The sequence below is a fragment of the Delftia sp. 11MD genome (assembly GCF_050907895.1).
GTDB classification, from domain to species: Bacteria; Pseudomonadota; Gammaproteobacteria; order Burkholderiales; family Burkholderiaceae_C; genus Comamonas; species Comamonas tsuruhatensis.
In genome coordinates, this window is record NZ_CP194333.1 from 1,112,199 (window position 1) to 1,135,105 (window position 22,907).

At 70.1% G+C, this 22,907-nt stretch carries 23 protein-coding genes; 15 read left to right on the top strand and 8 right to left on the bottom strand.

Going from position 1 to position 22,907, the window contains the following annotated elements; translation table 11 throughout:
* The first annotated feature begins 38 nt into the window (after positions 1 to 38).
* From ACRSCF_RS05020 to ACRSCF_RS05045, 6 genes are all read left to right on the top strand, one after another.
* Positions 39 to 1,037 (top strand): tripartite tricarboxylate transporter substrate binding protein, encoded by a 999-nt coding sequence (locus ACRSCF_RS05020; RefSeq protein ID WP_016450913.1) that lies wholly within the window; start codon positions 39 to 41, stop codon positions 1,035 to 1,037.
* Between the two features lie 96 nt (positions 1,038 to 1,133).
* On the top strand, positions 1,134 to 2,252 hold the full coding sequence (locus tag ACRSCF_RS05025) for a porin (protein ID WP_034364507.1): 1,119 nt from the start codon (positions 1,134 to 1,136) through the stop codon (positions 2,250 to 2,252).
* 131 nt (positions 2,253 to 2,383) lie between these two features.
* Positions 2,384 to 3,364 (top strand): quinone oxidoreductase family protein, encoded by a 981-nt coding sequence (locus ACRSCF_RS05030; protein ID WP_244387835.1) that lies wholly within the window; start codon positions 2,384 to 2,386, stop codon positions 3,362 to 3,364.
* Positions 3,361 to 4,356 (top strand): LysR family transcriptional regulator, encoded by a 996-nt coding sequence (locus ACRSCF_RS05035; protein ID WP_034364509.1) that lies wholly within the window; start codon positions 3,361 to 3,363, stop codon positions 4,354 to 4,356. The genes ACRSCF_RS05030 and ACRSCF_RS05035 overlap by 4 nt, the downstream gene beginning before the upstream one ends.
* Positions 4,353 to 5,243, top strand: a complete 891-nt coding sequence (locus ACRSCF_RS05040) for a DMT family transporter (protein ID WP_046984933.1) — start codon at positions 4,353 to 4,355, stop codon at positions 5,241 to 5,243. The genes ACRSCF_RS05035 and ACRSCF_RS05040 overlap by 4 nt, the downstream gene beginning before the upstream one ends.
* A gap of 84 nt (positions 5,244 to 5,327) precedes the next feature.
* Entirely contained in the window at positions 5,328 to 6,299 is a 972-nt protein-coding gene (locus ACRSCF_RS05045; protein ID WP_016445491.1) for a LysR family transcriptional regulator, read from the top strand.
* 48 nt (positions 6,300 to 6,347) lie between these two features.
* Here the strand turns inward: ACRSCF_RS05045 and ACRSCF_RS05050 are convergent, their stop codons facing one another.
* Positions 6,348 to 8,615 (bottom strand): xanthine dehydrogenase family protein molybdopterin-binding subunit, encoded by a 2,268-nt coding sequence (locus tag ACRSCF_RS05050; RefSeq protein WP_244387836.1) that lies wholly within the window; start codon positions 8,613 to 8,615, stop codon positions 6,348 to 6,350.
* 14 nt (positions 8,616 to 8,629) lie between these two features.
* Positions 8,630 to 9,103 carry a (2Fe-2S)-binding protein gene (locus ACRSCF_RS05055; RefSeq protein ID WP_016450919.1) on the bottom strand — a complete coding sequence of 158 codons (474 nt, stop codon included), beginning with the start codon at positions 9,101 to 9,103 and terminating at the stop codon, positions 8,630 to 8,632.
* Positions 9,104 to 9,355: 252 nt separating this feature from the next.
* Between ACRSCF_RS05055 and ACRSCF_RS05060 the strand changes: the two genes are divergently transcribed.
* Positions 9,356 to 9,637, top strand: a complete 282-nt coding sequence (locus ACRSCF_RS05060; protein WP_016445493.1) for a hypothetical protein — start codon at positions 9,356 to 9,358, stop codon at positions 9,635 to 9,637.
* On the top strand, positions 9,634 to 9,915 hold the full coding sequence (locus ACRSCF_RS05065) for a type II toxin-antitoxin system mRNA interferase toxin, RelE/StbE family (RefSeq protein ID WP_034364513.1): 282 nt from the start codon (positions 9,634 to 9,636) through the stop codon (positions 9,913 to 9,915). The genes ACRSCF_RS05060 and ACRSCF_RS05065 overlap by 4 nt, the downstream gene beginning before the upstream one ends.
* 45 nt (positions 9,916 to 9,960) lie before the next feature.
* On the opposite strand, the gene ACRSCF_RS05070 is transcribed toward ACRSCF_RS05065, so the two are convergent.
* The 4 genes from ACRSCF_RS05070 to ACRSCF_RS05085 are packed head-to-tail and all read right to left on the bottom strand — an operon-like array spanning position 9,961 to position 14,152.
* The gene (locus ACRSCF_RS05070; RefSeq protein WP_016450922.1) at positions 9,961 to 11,151 is read right to left on the bottom strand and encodes a c-type cytochrome; all 1,191 of its coding nucleotides are present in this window, start codon (positions 11,149 to 11,151) and stop codon (positions 9,961 to 9,963) included.
* 12 nt (positions 11,152 to 11,163) lie between these two features.
* Positions 11,164 to 12,000 (bottom strand): ABC transporter ATP-binding protein, encoded by an 837-nt coding sequence (locus ACRSCF_RS05075; protein ID WP_034364515.1) that lies wholly within the window; start codon positions 11,998 to 12,000, stop codon positions 11,164 to 11,166.
* On the bottom strand, positions 11,994 to 13,049 hold the full coding sequence (locus ACRSCF_RS05080; RefSeq protein ID WP_244387837.1) for an ABC transporter permease: 1,056 nt from the start codon (positions 13,047 to 13,049) through the stop codon (positions 11,994 to 11,996). Before ACRSCF_RS05080 ends, ACRSCF_RS05075 begins: the two co-directional genes overlap by 7 nt.
* Positions 13,046 to 14,152, bottom strand: coding sequence for an ABC transporter substrate-binding protein (locus ACRSCF_RS05085; protein WP_034364516.1), 1,107 nt, complete (start codon positions 14,150 to 14,152; stop codon positions 13,046 to 13,048). Before ACRSCF_RS05085 ends, ACRSCF_RS05080 begins: the two co-directional genes overlap by 4 nt.
* A 218-nt stretch (positions 14,153 to 14,370) precedes the next feature.
* Here ACRSCF_RS05085 and ACRSCF_RS05090 point away from each other — a divergent pair, with 218 nt between their 5' ends.
* The 7 genes from ACRSCF_RS05090 (at position 14,371) to ACRSCF_RS05120 (ending at position 21,189) form a co-directional block, all read left to right on the top strand.
* Complete coding sequence (locus ACRSCF_RS05090; protein ID WP_052151648.1) at positions 14,371 to 15,786, top strand: O-acetylhomoserine aminocarboxypropyltransferase/cysteine synthase family protein; 1,416 nt, start codon at positions 14,371 to 14,373, stop codon at positions 15,784 to 15,786.
* Between the two features lie 35 nt (positions 15,787 to 15,821).
* Complete coding sequence (locus ACRSCF_RS05095) at positions 15,822 to 16,925, top strand: isopenicillin N synthase family dioxygenase (RefSeq protein WP_034364518.1); 1,104 nt, start codon at positions 15,822 to 15,824, stop codon at positions 16,923 to 16,925.
* 19 nt (positions 16,926 to 16,944) lie between these two features.
* Positions 16,945 to 17,757, top strand: a complete 813-nt coding sequence (locus tag ACRSCF_RS05100) for a MetQ/NlpA family ABC transporter substrate-binding protein (RefSeq protein ID WP_012207412.1) — start codon at positions 16,945 to 16,947, stop codon at positions 17,755 to 17,757.
* A gap of 13 nt (positions 17,758 to 17,770) precedes the next feature.
* The gene (locus ACRSCF_RS05105; protein ID WP_432675240.1) at positions 17,771 to 18,919 is read left to right on the top strand and encodes a methionine ABC transporter ATP-binding protein; all 1,149 of its coding nucleotides are present in this window, start codon (positions 17,771 to 17,773) and stop codon (positions 18,917 to 18,919) included.
* Complete coding sequence (locus tag ACRSCF_RS05110; protein ID WP_013800725.1) at positions 18,897 to 19,562, top strand: methionine ABC transporter permease; 666 nt, start codon at positions 18,897 to 18,899, stop codon at positions 19,560 to 19,562. The genes ACRSCF_RS05105 and ACRSCF_RS05110 overlap by 23 nt, the downstream gene beginning before the upstream one ends.
* Before the next feature lie 111 nt (positions 19,563 to 19,673).
* Positions 19,674 to 20,162, top strand: a complete 489-nt coding sequence (locus ACRSCF_RS05115) for a VOC family protein (RefSeq protein WP_432675243.1) — start codon at positions 19,674 to 19,676, stop codon at positions 20,160 to 20,162.
* Between the two features lie 88 nt (positions 20,163 to 20,250).
* Positions 20,251 to 21,189, top strand: coding sequence for a CysB family HTH-type transcriptional regulator (locus ACRSCF_RS05120; protein ID WP_013800726.1), 939 nt, complete (start codon positions 20,251 to 20,253; stop codon positions 21,187 to 21,189).
* A gap of 20 nt (positions 21,190 to 21,209) precedes the next feature.
* Here the strand turns inward: ACRSCF_RS05120 and ACRSCF_RS05125 are convergent, their stop codons facing one another.
* Positions 21,210 to 21,701, bottom strand: a complete 492-nt coding sequence (locus ACRSCF_RS05125) for a GNAT family N-acetyltransferase (protein WP_034397032.1) — start codon at positions 21,699 to 21,701, stop codon at positions 21,210 to 21,212.
* Between the two features lie 72 nt (positions 21,702 to 21,773).
* On the bottom strand, positions 21,774 to 22,892 hold the full coding sequence (locus ACRSCF_RS05130) for a bifunctional nicotinamide-nucleotide adenylyltransferase/Nudix hydroxylase (protein ID WP_244387839.1): 1,119 nt from the start codon (positions 22,890 to 22,892) through the stop codon (positions 21,774 to 21,776).
* Positions 22,893 to 22,907 lie beyond the last annotated feature (15 nt).

Genomic DNA, 22,907 nt, shown 5'->3' on the forward strand with positions numbered 1-22,907 from the left:
ACGGCCGGCCCATTTTCAAAAGAAACAGGAGACAAAGCATGAAAACTCTGACACGGCTGAAGGGGCCGGTGCTGGGCGCCTTACTGGGTGCGCTGGCTGCCTTGCCCATCGCCAGCATGGCCTCGTCCAGTGCGCCCGCCGCCTTTCCCGAGCCGGGCAAGATGGTCAAGGTCATCGTCCCGTTCGTGGCGGGCGGCGGCGTGGACAGCGCGGCGCGCCTGTTTGCCGAGCAGTTGCGCAAGCAGCTGGGCACGACGGTCATCGTCGAGAACCGCGTGGGCGGCAGCGGCGTGGTGGGCGGCCGTGCGGTGCTGGCGGCTGCCCCCGATGGCTACACCCTGCTGTTCTCGGCCGCCACGCATGTGCTGGCCAAGCAGGTATTGGCCCATCCGCCCTATGACCCGCAGACCGACTTTGTCCCCGTGGCGCGCGTGGGCGAGGCGCCGCTGATGCTGGTGATCTCGCCGCAGCTGCCCCACAGCAAGCTGGGCGAGGTGCTGGCCGCAGGCGCCAAGAGCACGTGGACGGCGGCCATTCCCGCCGTGGGCGCACCCAGCCACCTGGCCACGCTGCTGCTGGCCCAGCAGGGCCGCATGCGCCTTGAGTACGTGCCCTACAAGGGCACGCAGCCCGCGCTGGTGGATGTGGGCGGCGGCCATGTGGACCTGCTGCTCGACTCCATGGTCTCCGTGCTGCCGCTGGCCAAGGCCGGCAAGGTGCGGCCGATTGCCATCACCTCCGGCAAGCGCAGCCCGCTGGCGCCCGAGGTGCCCACCATGCAGGAAGGCGGCCTGCCGCGGTTTGCCTACACCTCCTGGTACGGACTGTGGGCGCCCAAGGACACGCCGGCCGACCGGGTGCAGCGGCTGAACCAGGCCTCCAACGCGGCGGTGGCCGAGTTGGCCAGGTCCGGCGCCTTCGCGAGCCTGGGCATCGACACGGTTTCGGAGAGCACCGAGCAGTTCAAGCGCTTCATCGCCGCCGATGTGGCGCAGAGCGCCGCGCTGCTCAAGGGCGCGGGCTTCAAGCCCGAGTAGCCGGGCAGACACCGGCACACGCCCGAGAAAGAGCAAAAGCAAAGCAAAGCAAAGCAAAGCAAAGCAAAGCAAAGCAAAAAACCACAAGGAGACAACATGCAGGTATTCATACGCCAGGCCCTGGCCGCCTCGCTGGGGCTGGCCGCCGCGCATGCGGGCGCGCAGTCCTCGGTATCGATCTCGGGCACCGTCGATGTGAGCGTCAGGCAGGTGCGCAACCAGGGCCTGGGAACGGTCACCTCGCAGGCCAGCGGCGCCAACTCCACCAGCAAGCTGGTATTGCGGGGGCAGGAGGACCTGGGCGACGGCCTGAGCGCGGGCTTCTACCTGGACGGCAGCCTGCTGGCCGACACCGGCGCCATGGGTGCCAGCGGCCCGTTCTGGGACCGGCGCTCCACGGTCAGCCTGGCCTCGCGCCAATGGGGTGAGCTGCGGCTGGGGCGTGACTGGGTGCCCACGCACCTGGTGTGGAGCGGCTTCGATCCGTTTGCCACGCTGGGCATCGGCAGCGCCAATGGCTTTCGCTCGTTCACGGCTTCCCGCGCGCTGGGCCAGGCCTTCGGCACGGCGCCGGAGTCGCAGGCTGCCAATCCCACGCTGCGCGTGAGCAATGCGGTGGAGTATTTCCTGCCGGCCGGCCTGGGCGGGCTGCAGGGCGTGTCCGGCAGCCTGATCGCCACCCTGGGCGAGAAGGGCGCCACGGCGGCAGGCCAGACGCGCGGCAACGGCTTTCGGTTGGGCTGGGCGGGCGCGGGCTGGAACGTGGCGGGCGCGCAGTTCACCACGCGCAACACCCTGAGCGGCATCCATTTCAAGGACCAGAGCTACGGTGTCTCCTACGACTTCGGCTGGCTCAAGGCCAGCCTGGCCCAGCGCCGCTGGGTCCCTGGCGTGGACCGCACGGTCAACACCCTGGTGGGCATGAGCGTTCCCGTGGGCAGCGGCGTGGTCAAGCTCAGCTACGTCAAGGCCGACCAGAAGGGCGCGACGGCGGCGCAAAGCGCCAGCGATGCCGACCTGTGGGCGCTGGGCTATGTGCACTCGCTGTCGCGGCGCACGGCGCTGTACGCGCATGCGGCCCGCATGTCCAACCGCAATGGGGCGGCCTTCGCCATTGCCGGGGGTGCGGCAGTCAGCGGCAATCCGGCCGCGGCCAATTACTTTGGCGGGCGCGCTTCCACGGCCTTCGAGCTGGGCCTCCGGCACGACTTCTGACGGGCGGCGTGGGCGGCGTGCGCGCTGGTTCGTGGTCATTGCTGCACCCCATGCAGCAGTGAACTGCACGCCGGCCTATTGCTGCCCTCAATCGCTTCTTCTACGCTGCACCCATTTCACGGAGCAGCGAGATGAATCCATTGATCAAGGTCCGCATGGACGCCGCAGGCACCCCCGACGCCATGCGCCTGGAGCCGGTCGAGGTGCAGGCGCCCGGCCCCGGCCAGGTCTGGCTGGAGCAGACGGCCATCGGCGTGAACCCGCTGGACGTGAGCCAGCGCAAGGGCGCTGTCGCCATCGCCTTTCCCTCGGGCCTGGGGCTGGAGGGCGCGGGGCGGGTGGCCGCCGTGGGCGAGGGCGTGACGAATGTGGCCGTGGGCGAGCGCGTGGGCTACGCCACGGGGCCGCTGGGCGCCTATGCCAGCGCCCGCCTGTATCCGGCCGAGCGCCTGGTGAAGCTGCCCGATGCGCTGCCTGACGACGCGGCGGCGGCCGTGCTGTTCAAGGGCATCACGGCGCAGTACCTGCTCAAGACCACCCATGCCGTGGGCCCCGGCAGCCGCATCGTGATCTATGGCGCCGCCGGTGCGCTGGGCCAGTTGATGTGCGCCTGGGCCAGGCACCTGGGCGCCCTGGTGATCGGCGTGGTGTCCAAGGCAGCCAGCGTGGAGCGCGCGCGGGCGGCCGGCTGCGACGAGGTCTTCGTGTTCGATGCGGCCACGCTGCCGGCTCAGGTGCTGCAGGCCACCGGGGGCCTGAAGGCCGACGTGGTCTACGACCCCATCGGCCGCACGACGCTGGGCGCCTCGCTGGACTGCCTGCGCCCGCGCGGCCTGCTGGTGTCCTTCGGCGCGACCTCCGGCCTGCCCGATCCCATCTCGGTGGCCACGCTCAATGCCAAGGGCTCGCTGTTCCTCACGCGCCCCTCGCTGGCCGCGCACACTGCCACGGCGGCCGAGTACCAGGAGCGCGCACGGGACGTGCTGGCCGCCGTGGCGGCCGGCATCATCGTGCCCGGCGTCTGGCGCCGGTATGCGCTGGCGGAGGTGGCGCAGGCGCATGGCGATCTGGAGCAGGGACGCTCCCAAGGTGCGATCATCCTGACCCCATGAACCTTCTGGACAGCCAGCACGCCGATGAACTGGCGGCCCTGGTGGCGCTGCATGAACAAGGCTCCTTCGCTGCGGCGGGGCGGGCCTTGCTGCGCCATCCGTCCGTGCTGTCCAAACGCCTGAACGCGCTGGAGACCCGGCTGGGCGTGCGGCTGGTGGAGCGCAGCACACGCCATCTGCACCTGACCGACGAGGGCCTGCGCCTGGTGGACAAGGTGCGCCAGGCGGCCGGCCTGATCGCCGATGCCCAGAAGGAGGCCGCCCAGGGCGCCTCGCAGGCCCGGGGCAGGCTGCGGCTGTCGCTGCCGGCCGCCATGGGACGGCGCTGGCTCAGCCCGCTGCTGGCCGAGTTTGCGCTGGCCCATCCGCAGATCGTGCTGGAGGTGGAGTATGCGGACCGCTTCGTGGACATCGTGGGCGAGCGCTTCGACGCGGCGGTGCGCTTAGGCCGGCTGGCGGACAGCCGGCTGGTGGCGCTGCGGCTGGGCGGGCACCAGCGCATCCTGGGCGCCGCGCCCGCCTATCTGCAGGCCCACGGCACGCCGGTGCACCCCGAGGACCTGGCGGCGCACCGCTGCCTGGGCTTCACGGGGCTGCAATCGTTTCCGCAATGGGAGCTGGTGCACGGTGGCGCATCGGGCGATGTACCGCAAGGCCAGGCCCGGCACACAGTGCTGGTGCGCGGCCCCATGGTCAGCAATGACAGCGAGGCCCTGCTCACGGCGGCCGTCATGGGGGTGGGCATTCTGGCCGGCGGCGACTGGCTGATGAGCGAGCACATGGCCGCAGGCCGGCTGGTGCGGGTGCTGCCGCAATGGCGCCTGGATGGCGCCTCGGGCATCTACTTCGTGCGGCCCTCGGCGGCGTTCAGCAGCGCGGCCATGACGGCGCTGCGCGACTGCCTGGTGCGGTGGTTTGCCACGCGCAGCCCCTGGCGCACGGGGCATGACACACTGGCGCCGCCCCTATCGTCTTGCGCATCCGCTCCATGACCCAAAGACCCTCGCCGCCCGCCTTGGCGGCCGCCTTGCTTCCCTGGCTGTTCGTGCTGCTGTGGAGCACGGGCTTCATCGGCGCCAAGTTCGGCCTGCCCTATGTGGAGCCGCTGACCTTTCTGACGCTGCGCTATGCCATCGTCCTGGTGCTGATGGCGGCGGTGGCCCTGGTGCTGCGCGCGCCCTGGCCACGGTCGGCACGCCAGTGGCTGCACATTGGCGTGTCAGGGCTGTTCGTGCATGGCGTGTACCTGGCCGGCGTGTTCACGGCCATCGCCCACGGCCTGCCTTCGGGCGTGACGGCCCTGGTGGTGGGGCTGCAGCCGCTGATCACGGCGCTGGTGGCCGGCACCTTGCTGGGCGAGTCCGTGCGGCCCCGGCAGTGGGCCGGGCTGGCGCTGGGCTTCACGGGCGTGGCCCTGGTGGTGGCGGGCAAGATCGCCTCGGTGCCGGTCCATGCCCTGCTGGCCATGCTGGTGCCGGCCGTGGTGGCGCTGGCCGGCATCACGGCCGGCACGCTGTACCAGAAGCGGTTCTGTCCATCGTTTGATCTGCGCACGGGCTCGGTCATCCAGTACCTGCCCTGCCTGGTGGCGACGGGGGCGCTGGCCCTGGCCACCGAAACCATGCAGGTGCGCTGGAGCGGCGAATTCCTGTTCGCGCTGGGCTGGCTGGTGCTGGTGCTGTCCGTGGGCGCGGTCAGCCTGCTCAACCTGCTGATACGCCGCGGCGGCGCCGTGCACGTGGCCAGCCTGTTCTACCTGACGCCGCCGGCCACGGCCCTGATCGCCTGGGCCATGTTCGGCGAGACGCTGGGCGGCCTGGCGCTGGCGGGCATGGCCTTGACGGCAGCCGGCGTGTGGCTGGCGCGCCAGGGGCGCTAGCTTGCCCCGCAAGCCGCGGGCAGGGCATGCGCAAAGGCGGGATACTGCGGCACTGTCAGCCCACGAATACCGGATTTCCGCACCATGCCCATCAATGAACTGCGCGCCATCGCCACCTTTGCCAAGGCGGTCGAGCTGGGCAGCCTGCGCCAGGCGGCGCTGTCCCAGGGCGTGAGCCCCCAGGCCGCCAGCCAGGCGGTGGCCCATCTGGAGCAGCACCTGGGCGTGCGCCTGCTGCACCGGACCACGCGCAGCCTGGCGCTGACCGAGGAGGGCCAGCGTTTCCTGCAGGACACCCAGCCGGCGCTGGCCGCGCTGGACCGCGCACTGAACCTGGCACGCGACAGCCGCGAGGGCATTGCGGGGCCGTTGCGCATCGTGGGCCCCAAGTCCTGCTTTGCGCCCGTGCTGATGCCGCTGCTCGATGAGTTCTGCCGCCTGCACCCGGGCATCGTCCCCGATGTGCGGCTGGACGACGGCATAGGCAACTGGGTGCTGGACCGGGTCGATGCGGGGTTTCGCATCGGCGCCTCGCCCGATGAAAGCGTGATCGGGCGGCGGCTGTTTCCCGTGCAGCTCATCGTCTGCGCGGCGCCGCAGTACCTGCAGCGCCATGGCGTGCCCCGGTCGCTGGACGAGCTGGCCGCGCACCGCTGCAGCATGTTCCGCCATGCGGCCACGGACACGGTGATGCCCTGGTACCTGCCGGTCGATGGCGAACTCACGCACCGCTACCTGCAGCCGGCCCTGTCCACCAACGATGCCGAGCTGGAGCTGCATGCCGTGCTGGCCGGCCAGGTGCTGGGCCAGCTGTCCAACATCTGCGCGGCCGCGCACATCCGCGCGGGGCGCCTGGTGCCCGTGCTGCTGGAGCATGTCAGCGAGCACATCGGCCTGCATGTCTACTACGGCAGCCGCGACGCGCTGCCCCGGCGCGTGCGTGCCTTCATCGACCTGGCCGTGCAGCGGCTGCAGGACTGCCCGGACTATCTGCTGACCATGGAAGAACTGGAAAGGGCGGCGGCCGCAGGTGCCGCCGCCCTTTCCGGCGGCTGACCGGGATCAGGTCCGGCCGTTCAGGCCAGATCGATCACGCCAGATCGATCACGCCAGGTCGAACGGCAGCTTGCGCACGGGCTTGCCCGTGAGCTGCGCCACGGCGTTGGCGAAGGCCGGGGCCAGCGGCGGCAGGCCGGGCTCGCCCATGCCCGTCGGCGGCTCGGCGCTGGGCACGACGTGGACGGCGATCTCGGGCATGTCGGTGATGCGCGGCACGGCGAAGTCGCCGAAGTTGCTCTGCTCCACCACACCGTCCTTGAGCGTGATCGCCGCGCCGGGCAGGCACATGGACAGGCCCATCAGCGCTGCGCCCTGCACCTGCGCCTCGATGGTGCGCGGGTTCACGGCCAGGTTGCAGTGCACGCCGGCCGTGGCCTTGTGCAGCACCGGGCGGCCGTCCTTGACCGAGGCCTCCACCACATAGGCCACCACCGTGTCGAAGGACTCGTGCACGGCCACGCCCCAGGCACGGCCCGCGCGCAGCTGGCGCTTGCCGTAGCCGCTCTTGTCCACGGCCAGCTGCAGGGCCAGGCGATGGCGCGGGTGCTTGTCGCCGAACATCTGCATGCGGTATGCGACGGGGTCCTGGCGGCTGCTGCGCGCGATCTCGTCGATCAGCGTTTCCATGACGAAGGCCGTGTGGGTCGATCCCACGCTGCGCCACCACAGCACGGGCACGTTGACCTTGGGGTGGTGCACGGTCAGGCGCATGGGCAGCGGATAGGGCTCGCGCATGCCCTCCACGGCCGTGGCGTCGATGCCGTTCTTGATCATGCCGCCCTCGAACATGGTGCCCGCCGTGATGGACTGGCCCACGATGGCATGGTCCCAGGCCAGCACCTTGCCGCGTTCGTCGAAGCCGATCCTGGCGCGGTGCAGGTGCATGGGGCGGTAGTAGCCGCCCTTGATGTCGTCCTCGCGGCTCCAGACCATGCGCACGGGGGCGCTCAGGCCGGCGCGGCGCGCGGCCAGCGCCACCTGGCAGGCCTCGACCACATAGTCGCTGGTGCCCACGCCCCGGCGGCCAAAGCCGCCGCCGGCCATCTGCACGTGCACGCGCACCTGCTCGGGCTTGAGGCCCAGCACGCGCGCGGCGGCCATGCCGTCCACGCCCGCGAACTGCGTGCCCAGGTAGAGGTCGGCACCCGCCTCGCCGGTCTCGCCCATCTGCACCGTGCAGTTGAGCGGCTCCATGGGCGCATGGGCCAGGTAGGGGAAGCTGAACTCGGCCTCGATATGGCGCGGCGCCTTGTCCAGCGCCGAGATATCGGCGTCGAAGTGGCGCGCGCCGGGCTGCGCGGCCAGTTCGCGGTACTGGGCCAGCTGGCGTTCGCTGTCCACCTTCTCCACGGCGTCGGTGTTCCATTGCGCCTTCAGCGCTTCGCGGCCCTTGCGCGCAGGCCAGTAGCCGGTGGCGATCACGGCCACGCCTTCGCCGCCGCCGTCCACGGGCACGCGCAGCACGGCCTTGACGCCGGGCACGGCACGCGCCGCAGCGTCGTCCAGCGAGGCCAGCTGTGCCTTGAACACGGGCGGATGTGCAATCACCGCCGTCAGCTGGCCCGGCAGGTGCATGTCGATGCCGAAGCTCTGCTGGCCGCTGCTCTTGGCCCGGGCGTCGATGCGGCCCGTGGGCTTGCCGATCAGGCGGAAGTCCTTGGGATTCTTCAGCACGACGGTGGCCGGCACGGGCTGGGCCATGGCGGCCTGGGCCAGCTCGCCATACGACAGCTTCTTGCCATTGGGACCGAGCACGAAGCCCTCGCGCGTGCGCAGCGTGGCGGCGTCCACCTTCCACTGCGCGGCGGCGGCGGCCACCAGCATGGCGCGCGCACGGGCGCCCAGCTCGCGGTACTGGGTGTAGCTGTGCTTGAGGGCGGTGGAGCCGCCCGTCATCTGGATGCCGTAGCGCGGATCGGCATAGGCCGCATCGTTGCCGCCCAGGCGGGCGCGGACCTTGCTCCAGTCGGCGTCCAGCTCCTCGGCCAGCACCAGGGGCAGGGCGGTGTGCACGCCCTGGCCGAACTCCAGGCGGTTGATGGCCACGGTGACTTCGCCATTGGGCGAGATCTCCACGAAGGAGGCGGGCTGCTCGGTGGGCTTGAGGCCGGCGGCCTCGCCCTTGCCCGGCGCCTGCGCCATGGCGGGAAACACGCCCAGGGCCAGCGAACCGGCACCGGCGATCTTGAGGAAGCTGCGGCGGGGGATCTGTGCAAGGGCTGGCGCGTCGGCGATGGCAGCAGCGGCCTCGTCACGGTCCAGGATGTGCTGCAGGGCGCGCGGCAGTTCGGCGGGTTTGAAGGTGGTCAGCATGCGGCGTTCTCCGTTCAGCCCAGGGTGCGCGCGGCATCGGCCACGGCCGCGCGGATGCGTGCATAGGTTCCACAGCGGCAGATGTTGCCGGCCATGGCCGCGTCTATCTCCTCGCCGCTGGGCTTCTTGCCCTTGGGCAGCGACTTGAGGAAGGCCGTGGCGCTCATGATCTGCCCGCTCTGGCAGTAGCCGCACTGGGCCACGTCGTGGCGCACCCAGGCATCGCGCACGGCGGTGCCCACGCGGTCGGAGCCCGAGGTCATGGCCTCGATGGTGGTGATCTTCTGGCCCGCGGCCGCCGAGATCGGCGTCACGCAGGAACGTATGGCCTGGCCATTCATGTGCACCGTGCAGGCGCCGCACAGCGCCGCGCCGCAGCCGAACTTGGTGCCGGTCATCTCCAGCGTGTCGCGCAGGGCCCACAGAATGGGCGTCTCGGGGTCCAGGTCCATGGAAACGGTCTTGCCGTTGATGGTGAGATCGGTCATCGCAGTCTCTCCTTGTTGTGGGTCAGTCAGGCAGGGGTGGGGTCCCCGCAGTAGTGTCGTGCGCAACTGCGGCCCATGGAAGCCGGGCGCCGTCGAGGCGCGAATATAGAAAGAGGCCTTGCTTGCAACTAGTCCTGATTTGATTGATGCATTGGCAAGTGCAAGTTGCGAATGGGGCGGAGCGGTTGAGTTTCTGGAGTGTTTGGTACTGACGTTGTATATACTTTGTTGGTATCTTCACAGGAGTGGATCATGCCCAAGGAAGCCGTTTTCACCATGAAACTGGAAGCCGAGCTGCGCGAAGACTTCATGGCCGAAGCCGCAGGCGAGGACCGGCCCGCATCTCAGGTCATGCGGGAGTTGATGCGCGGCTACATTGAGCAGCGCCGCAAGGCCCGCGAATATGACGGCTATCTTCAGCGCAAGGTCGAGGAGGGACGTGCCTCCATGCGCGCTGGACTTGGCCGCTCGAATGAGGAAGTCGAGGCCGAGTTCGCTGCCCGGCGCCGTCAGGTTGCGGCAGACCGTGCGTGAAAGTCATCTGGACGCCGCAGGCGCAGCAGGATCGCGCCGATATCTGGGACTACATCGCAGCTGACAATCCTCGCGCAGCCTTGCGCATGGACCTGCTTTTCAGCGACGCAGCGGCCCGGTTGGCCGCGTATCCCAAGATGGGCAAAACGGGCAGGATTGCCGGCACGCGCGAGCTGATTCCCCATGGAAGCTACCGCCTTGTCTATGAGATCAATGGCACGACGGTCTGGGTGCTGGCTCTGGTGCACACCGCGCGCCAGTGGCCGCCAGCGCGGTGACGATAACTGCATGCCAGGCCGGGATGGCCCTGATCAATGCACAACTCAATGCACAAACCCACCCTTGATGAACCGCACGGGCTCGGCGTCCATGCGTGCAATCAGCGCGCTCAGGCCATCGGCCACTGCGCCAGCGCCGGAGGTGGCCTCGGCCACCGTGTCCGTGCGGCAGACCAGGTCGTCCTCCGACCAGCCCTGGGCGCCCGGACGCGATAGCGCGCGCAGCCAGCCGCTGCGGTCGCCCAGCCATTGCATGCCCTGCAGCTGCTCCGAGCCGCTGAGCAGGGCCATGGCCTGCCAGGCGCGCGGGTCGTTGACGGTGCAGTCCAGGGCGCTGGCGGCGCGGTTGCCGCCATCGGGTGACAGCTGCAGGCTGACCAGGCGCGGGTCTTCCTGCACCGGGCCGCTGCCTGCCACCACCCTCAGCCGCTGCTGGCGGCTTTGCCAGGTGCTCAGGCGGCGTGCGGGCTGGCCTGCGCACTGCACGGCCATGTCGGGAAGTCCCACGGGATAGGGCCAGCTGCCGGCGATCTGCAGCATCTGGCCTGCGGCGCGAGCCTTCATGAAGTCGATCAGGGCCCAGGCGTCGTCGCTGGACAGCCGGTCGGCCTGGCCGTGTGCCCGTGCGCCGTCGCCAGACTCCACGGGGCGGCGGTCATGAAGGATGGCCCAGAGCAATTCCCCATCTGCGCGGCGCCACAGCAGCGGGCTGGTGAAGTTGGGGGGCCAGACCGGCTGGCTGGCGGCCAGCGGGCCGTGGCCCCGGCCATCGGCACCGTGGCAGGCCGTGCAGTGCTGGGCATAGACCGCGCTGCCGCGCGCAATGCTCTCCACGCTGAAGCCCGTGGGCGAGGCATGGAAGCTGGTGGCATGCGCGGGCACCAGGATCAGGTCGGCACGCGGCCAGGGGGCCAGCAGCAGGGCGAGCGCGGCCAGCGCGGTCAGCACCAGGGCCGGCAGGCGGATGCGGCGCAGCACCAGGACCAGCGCCAGGGCCAGCACCAGCAAAACGATGGCGGTGACCACGGCCGCCAGCGACCACAGCAGGCCCCGGGCCTGGCCCAGGTCGATCACCAGGTTTTCGCCGGACAGGCGCAGGGCCCAGGGCCAGGCGGGCTGCCCATCCACCGTGCCGGCCAGGCCCAGGCCGTGCAGCAGCTGCAGCAGGCCGACCTGGGCCTGCTGCATGGCGCCGATCAAGGGGTTGAGCCAGTCGGGGGAGTCGCTGCGTTGCATCGGAGGCGGGCGCTACCAGGTCTGGTCCAGGCCCAGGTGGCGCAGGGCCTCGTGGCGCAGCTCGGACAGGCGGGCGTGGCCGCGCTGGCGCGGGTAGGGCAGGTCCACATCGATCTCGGCCACGATGCGGGCGGGCCGCTGGCTGAAGACCAGCACGCGGTGGGCCAGGAAGAGGGCCTCTTCCACATCGTGGGTGACCAGCAGCACGGAAAAGCCTGCGCGCTGCCAGATCTTGAGGATCTCGCTTTGCATGGCCAGCCGTGTCAGCGAGTCGAGCTTGCCCAGCGGCTCGTCCAGGATCAGCAGGCGCGGGTCGTTGACCAGGGCGCGCGCCAGGGCCGCGCGCTGGGCCATGCCGCCCGACAGCTGGTGGGGATGGCTGTCCGCGAAATCCTCCAGTCCCACCAGGCGCAGGGCCTCGTCGATGCGGTGGGACTGGCTGTCCAGCAGGCCGCGTGCCTGCAGGCCCAGGGCCACGTTGCCGCGCACCGTGCGCCAGGGAAACAGCGTGGGGTCCTGGAAGACGACGATGCGTGAGGGATCGGGCTCGGTGATGGCCGTGCCGTCCTGCGCCACGGCGCCGGCCGTGGGCGCGTCCAGCCCGGCCACCAGGCGCAGCAGCGTGGACTTGCCGCAGCCGCTGGGGCCCAGCAGGGCGACGAACTCGCCGGGCCGCACCTGCAGGCTGACCTCGTCGAGCACCTGCAGCGCGCCCTGCCCCTGGCCGAACCAGTGGCTGACGGCCTGCACATCGATGGCCGCGCCGGCTAGGGCCGCCCCGGCTAGGGCCGCCCCGGCGATGGCGGGCGTGGCTGCGGCGTTGGCGGCGTGTTCTGCGGCAATCACCATTTGACGGTTCCCTTCTGCCACGACAGCGTGCGGTCGCGCACGGTGAACAGCAGCGTGATCAGGCCCGAGCACAGCACGGCCATGACCAGCAGCGCCGTGTACATGTTGGCGTAGGCTGCCCAGCCCTGGGCCCACTGCAGATACCAGCCCAGGCCGGCCTTGACGCCCATCATCTCGGCCGTGATCAGCACCGAGAACGAGGCGCCCAGCCCCATGAACAGGCCCACGAAGACCTGGGGCAGGGCGGCCGGGATGGCCACGCGCAGCACCAGGAACCAGGGCGATGCGCCCAGCGTGCGCGCCACGTCGTAGTAGCTCTTGCTGACCGATGCCACGCCCGACCAGGTCAGCACGGCCACCGGAAAGAACGTGGCCAGCGCCACCAGGAACACGGCTGCCGAGTAGCTCGACGGCGCGAAGAAAAAGGCCAGCGGCAGCAGGGCCGAGGCCGGCACCGGCCCCAGGAAGCGCAGCAGCGGATGCACCCAGTAGCCTGCGATGCGCGACCAGCCTATCCACACGCCCGTGAGAAAGCCGATCACCGCGCCGAACACGATGCCGTTGAGCAGCAGCCGCAGCGAATACAGCGTGGACAGGCCCAGACGCTGCCAGTCCTCATGGACCACGTCGATCAGGCTTTGCGGTGGCGCGAAGAACGGCGGCGGCAGCGCGCCGAGCTTGGCCGTCAGCGTCTCCCACAGCGCCAGCAGCAGCGGCGCGGCCACCAGCCAGGCACCGGCCGGGCGCAGCCAGCGGTCGATGCGCCGTGCTGCCCGTACGGGTCGCACAGGCAGCACGGCCGATGCCAGTAGCAAAAGGGCCACGGCCAGGGCGGCAATGCCGAATTCCTGCGTGAATGCCCATTCGCTGAAGCCGATCTCCTTGTTGGGCCACAGCAGGGTCAGCATGCCCAGGCCGGCCCAGGCGGCGGCGGCCAGCAGGCCGGTGCGCCAGGGGCCGGGCTTGCGCGTGCCCTGCGCCTGTTCCCGTTCCAGGCCGGGTGCGGCATCCGTGGCGCCCAGGCGCCAGCGTGGTCTTGCGGTGCTCATGCGAGGACGTCCAGCGTGATGTGGCTGGCAAAGCGGCCAGGGTCGGTCTGCTTCTTGAGCACGCCGGCCGTGCGGAAGTCGGCCGCAAAGGCCTGGACCTCGTCGCGCAGCGGCTTGCCGTGCGGATGGTGCTTGAAGGTCAGCTCGGCCAGCAGGCGCTGCAGGTCCTCGACAGGCACCTTGGGCGAGTACTTGGCAAAGATCTTCGCCGTTTCATTGGGGTTCTCGGCGATGTAGTCCGAGGCCTGGGTCAGCGCGCGCACCACGCTGGCCGCTGCGGGCTTGTTGGCCCGGGCGAACTTTGCGCCTGCGCCGATCACGCAGCAAATGCTTTCGGCGTACTCGTTCTTGGCGCTGTTGCCCAGTTCGAGGAAGGTGCCGGGGTTGCGCTTTTCGATCAGGTAGAGATTGGGGTCGCCGTCGGCAATGGCCTGGATCTCGCCCTTCTTGGCGGCCACATCCAGCAGGTCGGCCGGGTAGACGCGCCATTCGATGTCCTTGTCCACATCCAGGCCGCGCTTGGCCAGGTGGATGGAATAGAACTGCTTGGCCGGGCTGTTGAGGTCGGCCACGCCGATGGTCTTGCCCTTGAGCGTGCTGGGGTCCAGCGTGACGCCGGCCGACTTCAGGCCCACCAGGCGCAGGCAGCCGCCGTGCACGCTGCCGATGAGCTTGACGTCCAGCCCCGCCTCCAGCGGCTTGATCCAGCGGTGGATCAGGCCCGCGCCCGCATCGGCCTTGCCCGTGGCCAGCGCCTCCAGCAACTGGTCGGCCGAGCCGCCCCAGTTCAGCAGTTCCACATCCAGGCCGTTGCGCTCGAAAAAGCCGCGCTCCAGCGCCACGGGAATGGGCGAATGGCAGAAGCTGGCCTGGCTCCAGGCAAAGGTGATCTTCTGGCGCGGCTGCGCCCCGGCGCGGCCGCTGAACCAGGCGGCCGATCCCAGCGCGCCGGCTGCGGCGCCGGCGCGGATCAGGGTGCGGCGCGAGAGCGAGGGCTCGGTCGCCTCGGGAGCATCGAGCGCCCCGAAAGCACCGCAATCGGCGCCATGGGCGCAGCGGCTGTCCTGGGTCCTGTTGATCTCGGTCTGGGTCTTGCGGGTCATGGAACTCCCTCCAAAGCAGTTTCGGGACTGCCGATGCTGTCCGCTGGGTGCCGTGTTTCCAACGACGCAAAACGCGCATCCATATGTGCGTGGCAACTAGGAAGGGCGCGGCCCGGCGACATGCGCAAACCGAATAAGCGAACGCGTTTTTCTTCGTAGTGCGCAGGGCGCGGGCTTCGAATAATGGGCTGCATCGACCACTCATACGGAGTCCATGCATGACCTCAGCGACCGGCACCGAGTCCGCCCCGCACGACGCAGCCAGCGATGCGCTGTGGCAGCAGGACACCCAGGCCCTGCACGCCGGCTACCGGGGGCGCGAGCAGCAGCGTAGCGCGGCCGTGCCCATCTACCAGAGCACCTCCTTCGTGTTCGACAGCGCCCAGCACGGCGCCAACCTGTTCGGCCTGGTGGAGGAGGGCGATGTGTACTCGCGCACGGCCAACCCCACGCTGGCGGTGCTGGAGCAGCGCATTGCGGCACTCGAAGGCGGCGTGGCCGCGCTGGCCCTGGCCTCGGGCATGGCCGCCATCGATGTGGCGCTGGCCACGCTGGCCAGTGCGGGCGACCATGTGGTCGTGGCCTCGCAGCTGTATGGCGGCACGCACAACTTCATCGCCCATGTGCTGGCCTCGCGCGGCGTGCAGAGCACGGCCGTGGCCAAGGATGATTTCCAGGCGTTGCGCCGGGCGATAGGGCCGCGCACCAAGGCCGTGTTCGTGGAGTCCGTGGGCAATCCATCGGGCGGCATGGCCGACCTGCGCCAGCTGGCCGATATCAGCCATGCGGCGGGCGTGGCGCTGGTGGTGGACAACACCGTGGCTTCGCCGCTGCTGCTGCGGCCCTTCGACTGGGGCGCCGACATCGTCGTGCATTCGGCCACCAAGGCCATCGGCGGACACGGCAATGTGCTGGGCGGGCTGATTGTGGACAGCGGCCGCTTCGACTGGGTGGCGCACGCGGGGCGCTACCCGCAGTTCAGCGCGCCCGAGCCGGCCTACCAGGGCTTTGTCTTCACCGAGAAATTTCCCGACCGCGCCTTCATCGCGCGGGCCCGTGCCGTGCTGCTGCGCAACTGCGGCGCGGCGCTGGCGCCGCACAGCGCCTTCCTGCTGCTGCAGGGCCTGGAGACACTGGGCCTGCGCCAGGAGCGCGCCAGCCGCAACACGCTGGCCGTGATCGATTTCCTGCAGCGCCATCCGCTGGTGGAGCGCATACACCACGCCAGCCAGAGCGGCCACGCCGACCACGCGCTGGCCCTGCGCCAGCTGCGCGGCGGGCATGTGCCGGCGCTGCTGGGCTTCGAGCTGCGCGGCGGCCGCCCGGCGGCGCGCGCCTTCTATGACGCGCTGCGCCTGTTCCTGCGCCTGGTCAACATCGGCGACAGCAAGTCGCTGGCCGCCATTCCTGCCGAGACCACGCACAGCCTGCTCAGCGACGAGGAACTGGCGCGCGTGGGCATTGCGCCCGGGCTGGTGCGCCTGTCCATCGGCATAGAGCACCCGCAGGACCTGCTGGCCGATCTGGAACAGGCGCTGGAGCAGGCGCAGGGCCATGCGGTGTTGGCTGCCGAACGCGGACAAGACCGCGAACAAGACCACGAGCAAGACCGCGATCAGCGCCTGGCGGCCTGAGCGCCCCTTCCTTCCCACTTCCCTGGCAGCACAGCATGAGCACCTTGACAGCCTCCACCCTCGAAGCGCCCGCCGCCACAGCGGCAACCTCGGCCCTGCCCGTCATCGATCTGCAGGCCCTGCGCGACCCGGCCACGCAGGCCCAGGCGCTGCGCCAGCTGGCGCGCACGGCGCGCGACACCGGCTTCTTCTACCTGGAAGGGCACGGCATAGGCCGGGACGCATGGCAGGGCATACAGCGGCGCGCGCGCGAATTCTTTGCGCTGCCGCTGGCGGACAAGCAGGCGCTGGCCATTGCCAACACGCGGCACTTCCGGGGCTATACGGCCGTGGGCATGGAGATCACGCGCCAGCGGCCCGACCAGCGCGAGCAGATCGACCTGGGCGAGGAGTCGCCCGAGATTCCCGCAGGCCCCGGCGTGCCGGACTGGAAGGGGCTGCAAGGCCCCAACCAGTGGCCGCAGGCCCTGCCCGGGTTCCGCGAGGAGGTGCTGGCCTGGCAGGCGGCAGCGCATGGCGTGGCGCTGGAGCTGCTGCGCCACTTCGTGGCCGCGCTGCAGCTGCCCGAGGGCGCGCTGGACGCCCTGGTCAGCGGCCTGCCTGCGCACCGCATCAAGATCATCCACTACCCGGGCAGCGAGCTGGGCGCAGCAGGCCAGGGCGTGGGCGCGCACAAGGACGGCGGCCTGCTGACCCTGCTGCTGCAGGACGAGGTGGGCGGGCTGCAGGTGGAGACGCCGGCCGGCTGGGTCGATGTGCCGCCGCGCGACGGGGCCTTCGTCATCAACATCGGCGAGATGCTGGAGCTGGCCACCAACGGCTATCTGCGCGCCAACGTGCATCGCGTGCTGGTGCCGCGCGCGGGCGTGCAGCGCTACTCCATCGCCTACTTCCTGGCGCCGCGCCTGGACCTGGGCCAAGTCCCGCTGCTGACCCTGCCGCCCGAGCTGGCCGTGCTGGCCACGGGGCCGCAGAGCGACCCGGACAACCCGCTGTTCAGCCATGTGGGCGAGAACGCGCTCAAGGGCCGCGTGCGCTCCCACCTGGATGTGGCCCAGCGCTTCTATCCCGAGCATTTCGCCCGCCTGCAGGCCCAGGCCCGCGCGGCCGGCCGTGAGCTGCACCCTGGTGCCTATTGATTCTTGAAAGGACTGTGCGATGGACAAGCGAGTATTTCTGCGGGGACTGGCGGCGGGGGCCTCGGTGGCGGCGATGTCAGGCGCCATCCGGGCCGCGCAGGCCGGCCCGCTGCGCGTGGGCGTGCGCGGCGGCGTGGACGAGGAAATCTGGGAGGTGGTGACCCGCGTGGCACGCGAGCAGGGGCTGCAGGTCAAGCCCGTGGTCATCAGCGGCGCGGCCAGCCCCAACGAGGCGCTGAACAACGGCGACATCGAGGCCAACTCCTTCCAGCACGTGCCGTTCCTGCGCGACCAGAACCAGCAGCGCGGCTACCGGCTGGTGGCGGCCGGCGACACCTACATCTCGCCCATCGCCTTCTATTCGAAAAAGCACAAACGCCTGGCCGACCTGCCCGCAGGCGCGCGCCTGGGCATTCCCAACGATCCCAGCAACCAGACGCGCGCGCTGGTGGTGCTGCAGGACCAGGGCATCCTGAAGCTGCGCGAGGGCTTCGACCCCTTCAAGGGCACGGCGGGCCTGGCTGACATTGCCAGCTACCAGAAGAAGGTGCAGCTGGTGGAGGCGGCCTCGGTGGTGCTGGCGCGCTCGCTGGACGATCTCGATGCCTCGGCCATCGTCAACAGCTTTGCCTACCAGGCCGGGCTGATCGCCACGCGCGATGGCATTGCCGTCGAAAGGCGCGAGCGCAATCCCTACGTGAACATCATTGCCGTGCACGAGCGCGACCGCGCTGCACCCTGGGTCGCGGCCCTGCTGCGCGCCTACCAGTCCGAGCCCGTGCGCCAGTTCATCGTGAGCAGGTACCAGGGATCGGTGCTGCCGGCCTTCTGAGGCGTGTAAGGCAATGAAGATGGAACAGGCGGCGGCCGGCGAGCCCCATGCAATCGATGCGCTGCAGCGGCCGCACATCGTCTTCGAGGGCGTGCGCAAGCACTACCCGGGAACGGGCAGGGGCGCGGGAAGGAGCGCGGGCGAGCCCGTGCACGCACTGCAGGCGCTGAGCTTCGAGGTGTCGCGTGCCGAGGTGTTCGGCATCATCGGCCGCAGCGGCGCCGGCAAATCCACGCTGCTGCGCACCATCAATGCGCTGGAGCGGCCCAGCAGTGGCCGCGTGCTGGTGGACGGCACCGATGTCGCCACGCTGGACGAGGACGCGCTGGTGGCGCTGCGCCGGCGCATCGGCATGATCTTTCAGCACTTCAACCTCCTGTCCTCGCGCACGGTGTACGAGAACGTGGCCCTGCCGCTGCAGGCCGCAGGCTGGCGGCCCGCGCTCGTGCGCGCGCGGGTGGACGAGCTGCTGGCCCTGGTGGGGCTGGCGGACAAGAGCGGCGCCTACCCGGCCCAGCTCTCGGGCGGGCAAAAGCAGCGCGTGGGCATTGCGCGCGCGCTGGTGCACGAGCCCGAAATCCTGCTGTGCGACGAGGCCACCTCGGCCCTGGACCCCGAGACCACGCAGTCCATCCTGGAGCTGCTGCGCGAGATCAACCGCAAGCTGCGGCTGACCATCGTGCTCATCACGCACGACATGGCCGTGATCCGCGAGGTCTGCGACCGCGTGCTGGTGCTGGACCAGGGCCGGCTGCAGGAGATCGGCGAGGTCTGGAAGCTGTTTGCGGCACCGCGCTCGGAGGCTGCGCGTGCGCTGCTGCGGCCGCTGCGGCAGGCCTTGGCGGCGGACCTGGAACTGGTGGCGGCGGCCGATGGCCCGGAGGCCGTCGCCGTGCTGGCCATCGGATGGGCCGACGGCGGCAGCCAGCAGGGCCTGCCGCTGGCGCAGCTCCAGGTGCTGGGCCCGCGTGCCCGTTTGTTGCAGGGTGGCCTGGACTGCATGCGCGGGCGTTCGCAGGGCCGCCTGCTGGTGGGCGTGCCGGTGCAGGATCTGCCCTCGTCGCTCTCCCCGCTCTCGCCGGACGCGCTGTCTTCCCTTCAACAGGCGCTGGGCGCCGATTCACTGCAACTGCTTGGCCATGTCCCTGCCCCCGCTCGATAAATACCTGCAGGCCTTTCTGGAAACCCTGCTGATGGCGGGCGCGTCCTCGCTGATCGCCATCGTTGCCGGGCTGGCGCTGGCCATCGTGCTGCACACCACGGCGCCGGGCGGGCTCTATGCCAGGCCGCGGCTGTACCGGGGGCTGTCGGCGGCGGTGAACATCGGCCGGGCCATTCCCTTCATCATCCTGCTGGTGGCCCTGCTGCCGGTGACGCGCGCCATCGTGGGCACCACGCTGGGCACCTGGGCGGCGGTGGTGCCGCTGTCGGCCAACCTGATTCCGTTCTTTGCGCGCATCGCCCAGGTGAGCCTGGGCGAAGTGGACGGCGGCCTGGTGGAGGCGGCGCGCGCCATGGGCCTGCGCCGCCCGCAGATCGTGCGCCAGGTGCTGCTGCCCGAGGCGCTGCCGGGCCTGATCGGCGGCATGACCGTGAGCGTGATCGCCATGGTCAATGCCTCGGCCATGGCGGGCGCCGTGGGGGCGGGCGGCCTGGGCGATCTGGCCATCCGCTACGGCTACGAGCGCTATGAGACGCGTGTGATGTTCGAGGTCATCGTCATCCTGGTGGCCCTGGTGTCGGTGCTGCAGTTCGGCGGCGAATGGCTGGCGCGCCGTGCCGACCACCGGCGTTCGATCTCTTGAGATGATTTGGAAATAACAGACTGAATTTTTATTATTTTTGGTTTTTTCGACTTGTCTCGACAATGGCCTGCAGCAGCATTCGGGCTGCTGATTCTTTTCCGAGATGCTTCGATGACCCACACCACACGCCCCGCCTGGCCTTCCCCTCTTGCCGGCCGCACTGCCATGAAGCCTGGCGTGGCCATCGTCTGTGGCGTCCACCATGTCCAGCTGTCCTTTCCGGCGCGCGCCCAGGCGGCCATGGAGCGCTTTTATGGCGAAGTGCTGGGCCTGTCTGCCCTGACCGTTGCCGGGCGTCCGGGCCTGAGCTTTCTGGCCGGCGGGCAGCGCATTGATCTGGTGCCCTACAAGGGGCAGTCCGGCGGCACCGAGCGCGCGGCGGGCAACCTGGTGCACCTGGCGCTGACGGTCAGCGACGTGGATGCGCTGCGCCAGCAGTTGCTGGTACACGGCTGCCTGGCGCTGGAGGTGGCGCCCGTGAGCGAGGGCCGGCGCTGCTATGCGCGCGACCCCGCAGGCAATCTGATCGAGCTGCTGGAGCTGCCCCGCGAGGCAGCGGCCGATGCTCCGGATGAGCCGGCCGTGGCCTGTTCGGCCTGAAAGCCTCTCGCCGTCCCCCTCTCTCTTCCCTTTCTGCTTTTGCCTTCCACAGGCCCGGGCCGCACCGGCCCCGGGCGGAGCCTTGCCCATGAACTTCCAGCAACTGCGCTATGTGCGCGAAACCGTGCGCCGCGGCTACAGCCTGACCGAGGTGGCCCACACGCTGCACACCTCCCAGCCTGGCGTGAGCCGTCAGATCCGCGAGCTGGAGGAAGAGCTGGGCGTGGAGATCTTCATCCGCGCAGGCAAGCGGCTGACCGGGCTGACGCCGCCCGGCGAGGCGCTGCTGCCCATCGTCGAGCGCCTGATGCTGGAGGCCGACAACCTGCGCCGCGTGGGCGCCGACTTCAGCGCCAGCGAGCAGGGGCGGCTGTCGATTGCCGCCACCCACTCGCAGGCCCGTTATGCGCTGCCCCATGTGGTGCGCGACTTCCGCCAGCGCTATCCGCAGGTGCGCCTGCACCTGCACCAGGGCTCGCCCGAGCAGGTGGCGCAGATGCTGCGCAGCGGCGAGGCCGACATCGGCGTGGCCACCGAGGCGCTGGCCGGCTATGAAGGCCTGGTGGCGCTGCCCTGCTACCGCTGGACGCACGGCGTGGTCGTGCCGCCCGGCCACCCGCTGCTGCAGTCGCAGCAGGCGCTGACGCTGGAGGCGCTGTCGCGCTTTCCCATCATCACCTACGAGCAGGGCTATACGGGCCGCGCCCACATCGACGAGGCCTTTGCGCGCGAGGGCCTGGAGCCCGACGTGGTGCTCACGGCCATGGACGCCGACGTGATCAAGACCTATGTGGAGCTGGACATGGGCGTGGGCATCGTCGCCTCGGTGGCGCTGGATGCCGAGCGCGACCAGGGCCTGCGCACGCTGGACGCCGGCCACCTGTTCGAGGTCAACACCACGCGGCTGGGCCTGCGCAAGGGCGCCTGGCTGCGCGGCTATGCCTATGCCTTCATCGAGACCTTCGTGCCCACGCTGACGCGCGAGGTGGTCGAGCAGGCCGTGCGCCAGGGCGTGGAGCCCGAGTAGGCAGACGAAGGGGGCCGGCCTCAAGCCGGCTCGCGCGCCATCTCCAGCAGGGTGTCGCCCGTCACGCGGTAGCGGATCCACTCGGTCTGGGGCAGGGCGCCCAGGCGGTCGTAGAACTCGATGGAGGGCAGGTTCCAGTCGAGCACGCTCCACTCGAAGCGGCCGCAGTCCTTCTCGACGGCGATCTGCGCCAGGCGGCGCAGCAGCGCCGTGCCCGCGCCCAGGCCGCGCGCCTCGGGCGTGACGTAGAGGTCTTCGAGGTACAGGCCGTGGCGGCCCTGCCAGGTCGAGTAGTTGAAGAAGTAGACCGCAAAGCCCACGGGCTGGTCGCCATGCAGGCAGATCAGGCCAAAGACGGCGGGGTTGTCGGCAAACAGGGTGCGCTTCACATGCTCTGGCGTGGCCAGGACTTCATGCTCGGCTTTTTCATAGACGGCGAGTTCGCGCACGAAGCGGACGATGAGCTCGGCGTCATCGGGGGTGGCGGGTCGGATCTGTAGGGTGGTAGTCATTCAAACGCGGGGGGACACGGGGAGCCCGGAAAAACGGTATTGCGACGCAAGATGGCGCCGCAATCTCCGGTTTTAGCCGATTTTCACGGCCGTGTCCGCCAGGGGCTGTTGCACCGGAAGGGGCAGGAACTGGCGCAGGATCTGGAAATGGTCCTCGAAGAACGCGCTTTCCATGGCGGGCAGGTCGCAGACGGCCACCCAGCGCGCCAGTGCCGCATCGTCGCCGCCCTGCACGGGCGGCAGCGAGGGCAGCACGCCCAGGTCCAGATAGTGCACATGGGTGATGGTGCGTCCGCGCAGGCTGCGGTCGGGATGGTCGAAGACCTGCACGGACTGCAGGGCCGCCTGCAGGTCGGCCTCGCTGAGCGTGGAGCAGGTCTCCTCGCGCAGCTCGCGCAGGCAGGACTGCCACAGCGTGTCGCGCGGCTCCAGGAAGCCGCCCGGCAGCGCCCACAGGCCCAGGCCCGGGGCATGGGCGCGGCGTATCAGCAGGATGTGGTCCTGTTGCGCGCCTTCGTGCGGCACGCGGCAGCGCAGCAGTGCGTCCACGGTCACGAAGACGGGCGGGTAGGGCGCCGCAGCCCAGGCCTGGCGGTACCGGGCCAGCATGCGCCATTCCTCGCACATCTGCGCATGGACGGGCGTGGTGGCCCATTGGCGCAGGAACTGCAGGGTGGCGGGCGGCACCTGGGCGGCCAGGGCCTCGAAGTCCACGCCGGATTCGCCGAAGTAGATGTCGCGCAGCGGCGTGGCGTCGAACTGGCCCAGGCGCGGCAGGCTGATCAGCTGCCAGCGCGGAAAGCGCGCCAGGTAGCCGCTGGTCGCGTCCTTGAAATGGCCGACCAGGGCCACGCTGGCGCCTTCGGGCACGCAGGACTGCACGGCCTGCTGCACGGCCTGTACCCACAGCGGCTCGTTGTAGTAGTCGCGCACGGGCACGCAGTGCAGGCGGGCCGCGTCGGCCGGCGGCAGCGCCTCGCGCAGCATCTGCGCGCGCTCCTGCCAGCTGAAGGGGTTCTTGGGATTGGGCGCCTGCCAGGCGCTGCCCAGCACGACGACGATCTGCTCGGCACGCTCCAGCGCCGCGCGCAGCAGGGCCATGTGGCCGTTGTGCAGCGGCTGGAAGCGCCCGATCAGCACGGCGGTGTGCACGCGCTCGCTGGTGGCCGGGGTTTCGGGGGGGGCGTCCATGGCGGCAGTCTCTTG

Coding starts and splice junctions, on each gene's coding strand:
- ACRSCF_RS05020 (WP_016450913.1), top strand. CDS start 39: ATGAAAACTCTGACACGGCTGAAGGGGCCGGTGCTGGGCGCCTTACTG.
- ACRSCF_RS05025 (WP_034364507.1), top strand. CDS start 1,134: ATGCAGGTATTCATACGCCAGGCCCTGGCCGCCTCGCTGGGGCTGGCC.
- ACRSCF_RS05030 (WP_244387835.1), top strand. CDS start 2,384: ATGAATCCATTGATCAAGGTCCGCATGGACGCCGCAGGCACCCCCGAC.
- ACRSCF_RS05035 (WP_034364509.1), top strand. CDS start 3,361: ATGAACCTTCTGGACAGCCAGCACGCCGATGAACTGGCGGCCCTGGTG.
- ACRSCF_RS05040 (WP_046984933.1), top strand. CDS start 4,353: ATGACCCAAAGACCCTCGCCGCCCGCCTTGGCGGCCGCCTTGCTTCCC.
- ACRSCF_RS05045 (WP_016445491.1), top strand. CDS start 5,328: ATGCCCATCAATGAACTGCGCGCCATCGCCACCTTTGCCAAGGCGGTC.
- ACRSCF_RS05050 (WP_244387836.1), bottom strand. CDS start 8,615: ATGCTGACCACCTTCAAACCCGCCGAACTGCCGCGCGCCCTGCAGCAC.
- ACRSCF_RS05055 (WP_016450919.1), bottom strand. CDS start 9,103: ATGACCGATCTCACCATCAACGGCAAGACCGTTTCCATGGACCTGGAC.
- ACRSCF_RS05060 (WP_016445493.1), top strand. CDS start 9,356: ATGCCCAAGGAAGCCGTTTTCACCATGAAACTGGAAGCCGAGCTGCGC.
- ACRSCF_RS05070 (WP_016450922.1), bottom strand. CDS start 11,151: ATGCAACGCAGCGACTCCCCCGACTGGCTCAACCCCTTGATCGGCGCC.
- ACRSCF_RS05075 (WP_034364515.1), bottom strand. CDS start 12,000: ATGGTGATTGCCGCAGAACACGCCGCCAACGCCGCAGCCACGCCCGCC.
- ACRSCF_RS05080 (WP_244387837.1), bottom strand. CDS start 13,049: ATGAGCACCGCAAGACCACGCTGGCGCCTGGGCGCCACGGATGCCGCA.
- ACRSCF_RS05085 (WP_034364516.1), bottom strand. CDS start 14,152: ATGACCCGCAAGACCCAGACCGAGATCAACAGGACCCAGGACAGCCGC.
- ACRSCF_RS05090 (WP_052151648.1), top strand. CDS start 14,371: ATGACCTCAGCGACCGGCACCGAGTCCGCCCCGCACGACGCAGCCAGC.
- ACRSCF_RS05095 (WP_034364518.1), top strand. CDS start 15,822: ATGAGCACCTTGACAGCCTCCACCCTCGAAGCGCCCGCCGCCACAGCG.
- ACRSCF_RS05100 (WP_012207412.1), top strand. CDS start 16,945: ATGGACAAGCGAGTATTTCTGCGGGGACTGGCGGCGGGGGCCTCGGTG.
- ACRSCF_RS05105 (WP_432675240.1), top strand. CDS start 17,771: ATGAAGATGGAACAGGCGGCGGCCGGCGAGCCCCATGCAATCGATGCG.
- ACRSCF_RS05110 (WP_013800725.1), top strand. CDS start 18,897: ATGTCCCTGCCCCCGCTCGATAAATACCTGCAGGCCTTTCTGGAAACC.
- ACRSCF_RS05115 (WP_432675243.1), top strand. CDS start 19,674: ATGACCCACACCACACGCCCCGCCTGGCCTTCCCCTCTTGCCGGCCGC.
- ACRSCF_RS05120 (WP_013800726.1), top strand. CDS start 20,251: ATGAACTTCCAGCAACTGCGCTATGTGCGCGAAACCGTGCGCCGCGGC.
- ACRSCF_RS05125 (WP_034397032.1), bottom strand. CDS start 21,701: ATGACTACCACCCTACAGATCCGACCCGCCACCCCCGATGACGCCGAG.
- ACRSCF_RS05130 (WP_244387839.1), bottom strand. CDS start 22,892: ATGGACGCCCCCCCCGAAACCCCGGCCACCAGCGAGCGCGTGCACACC.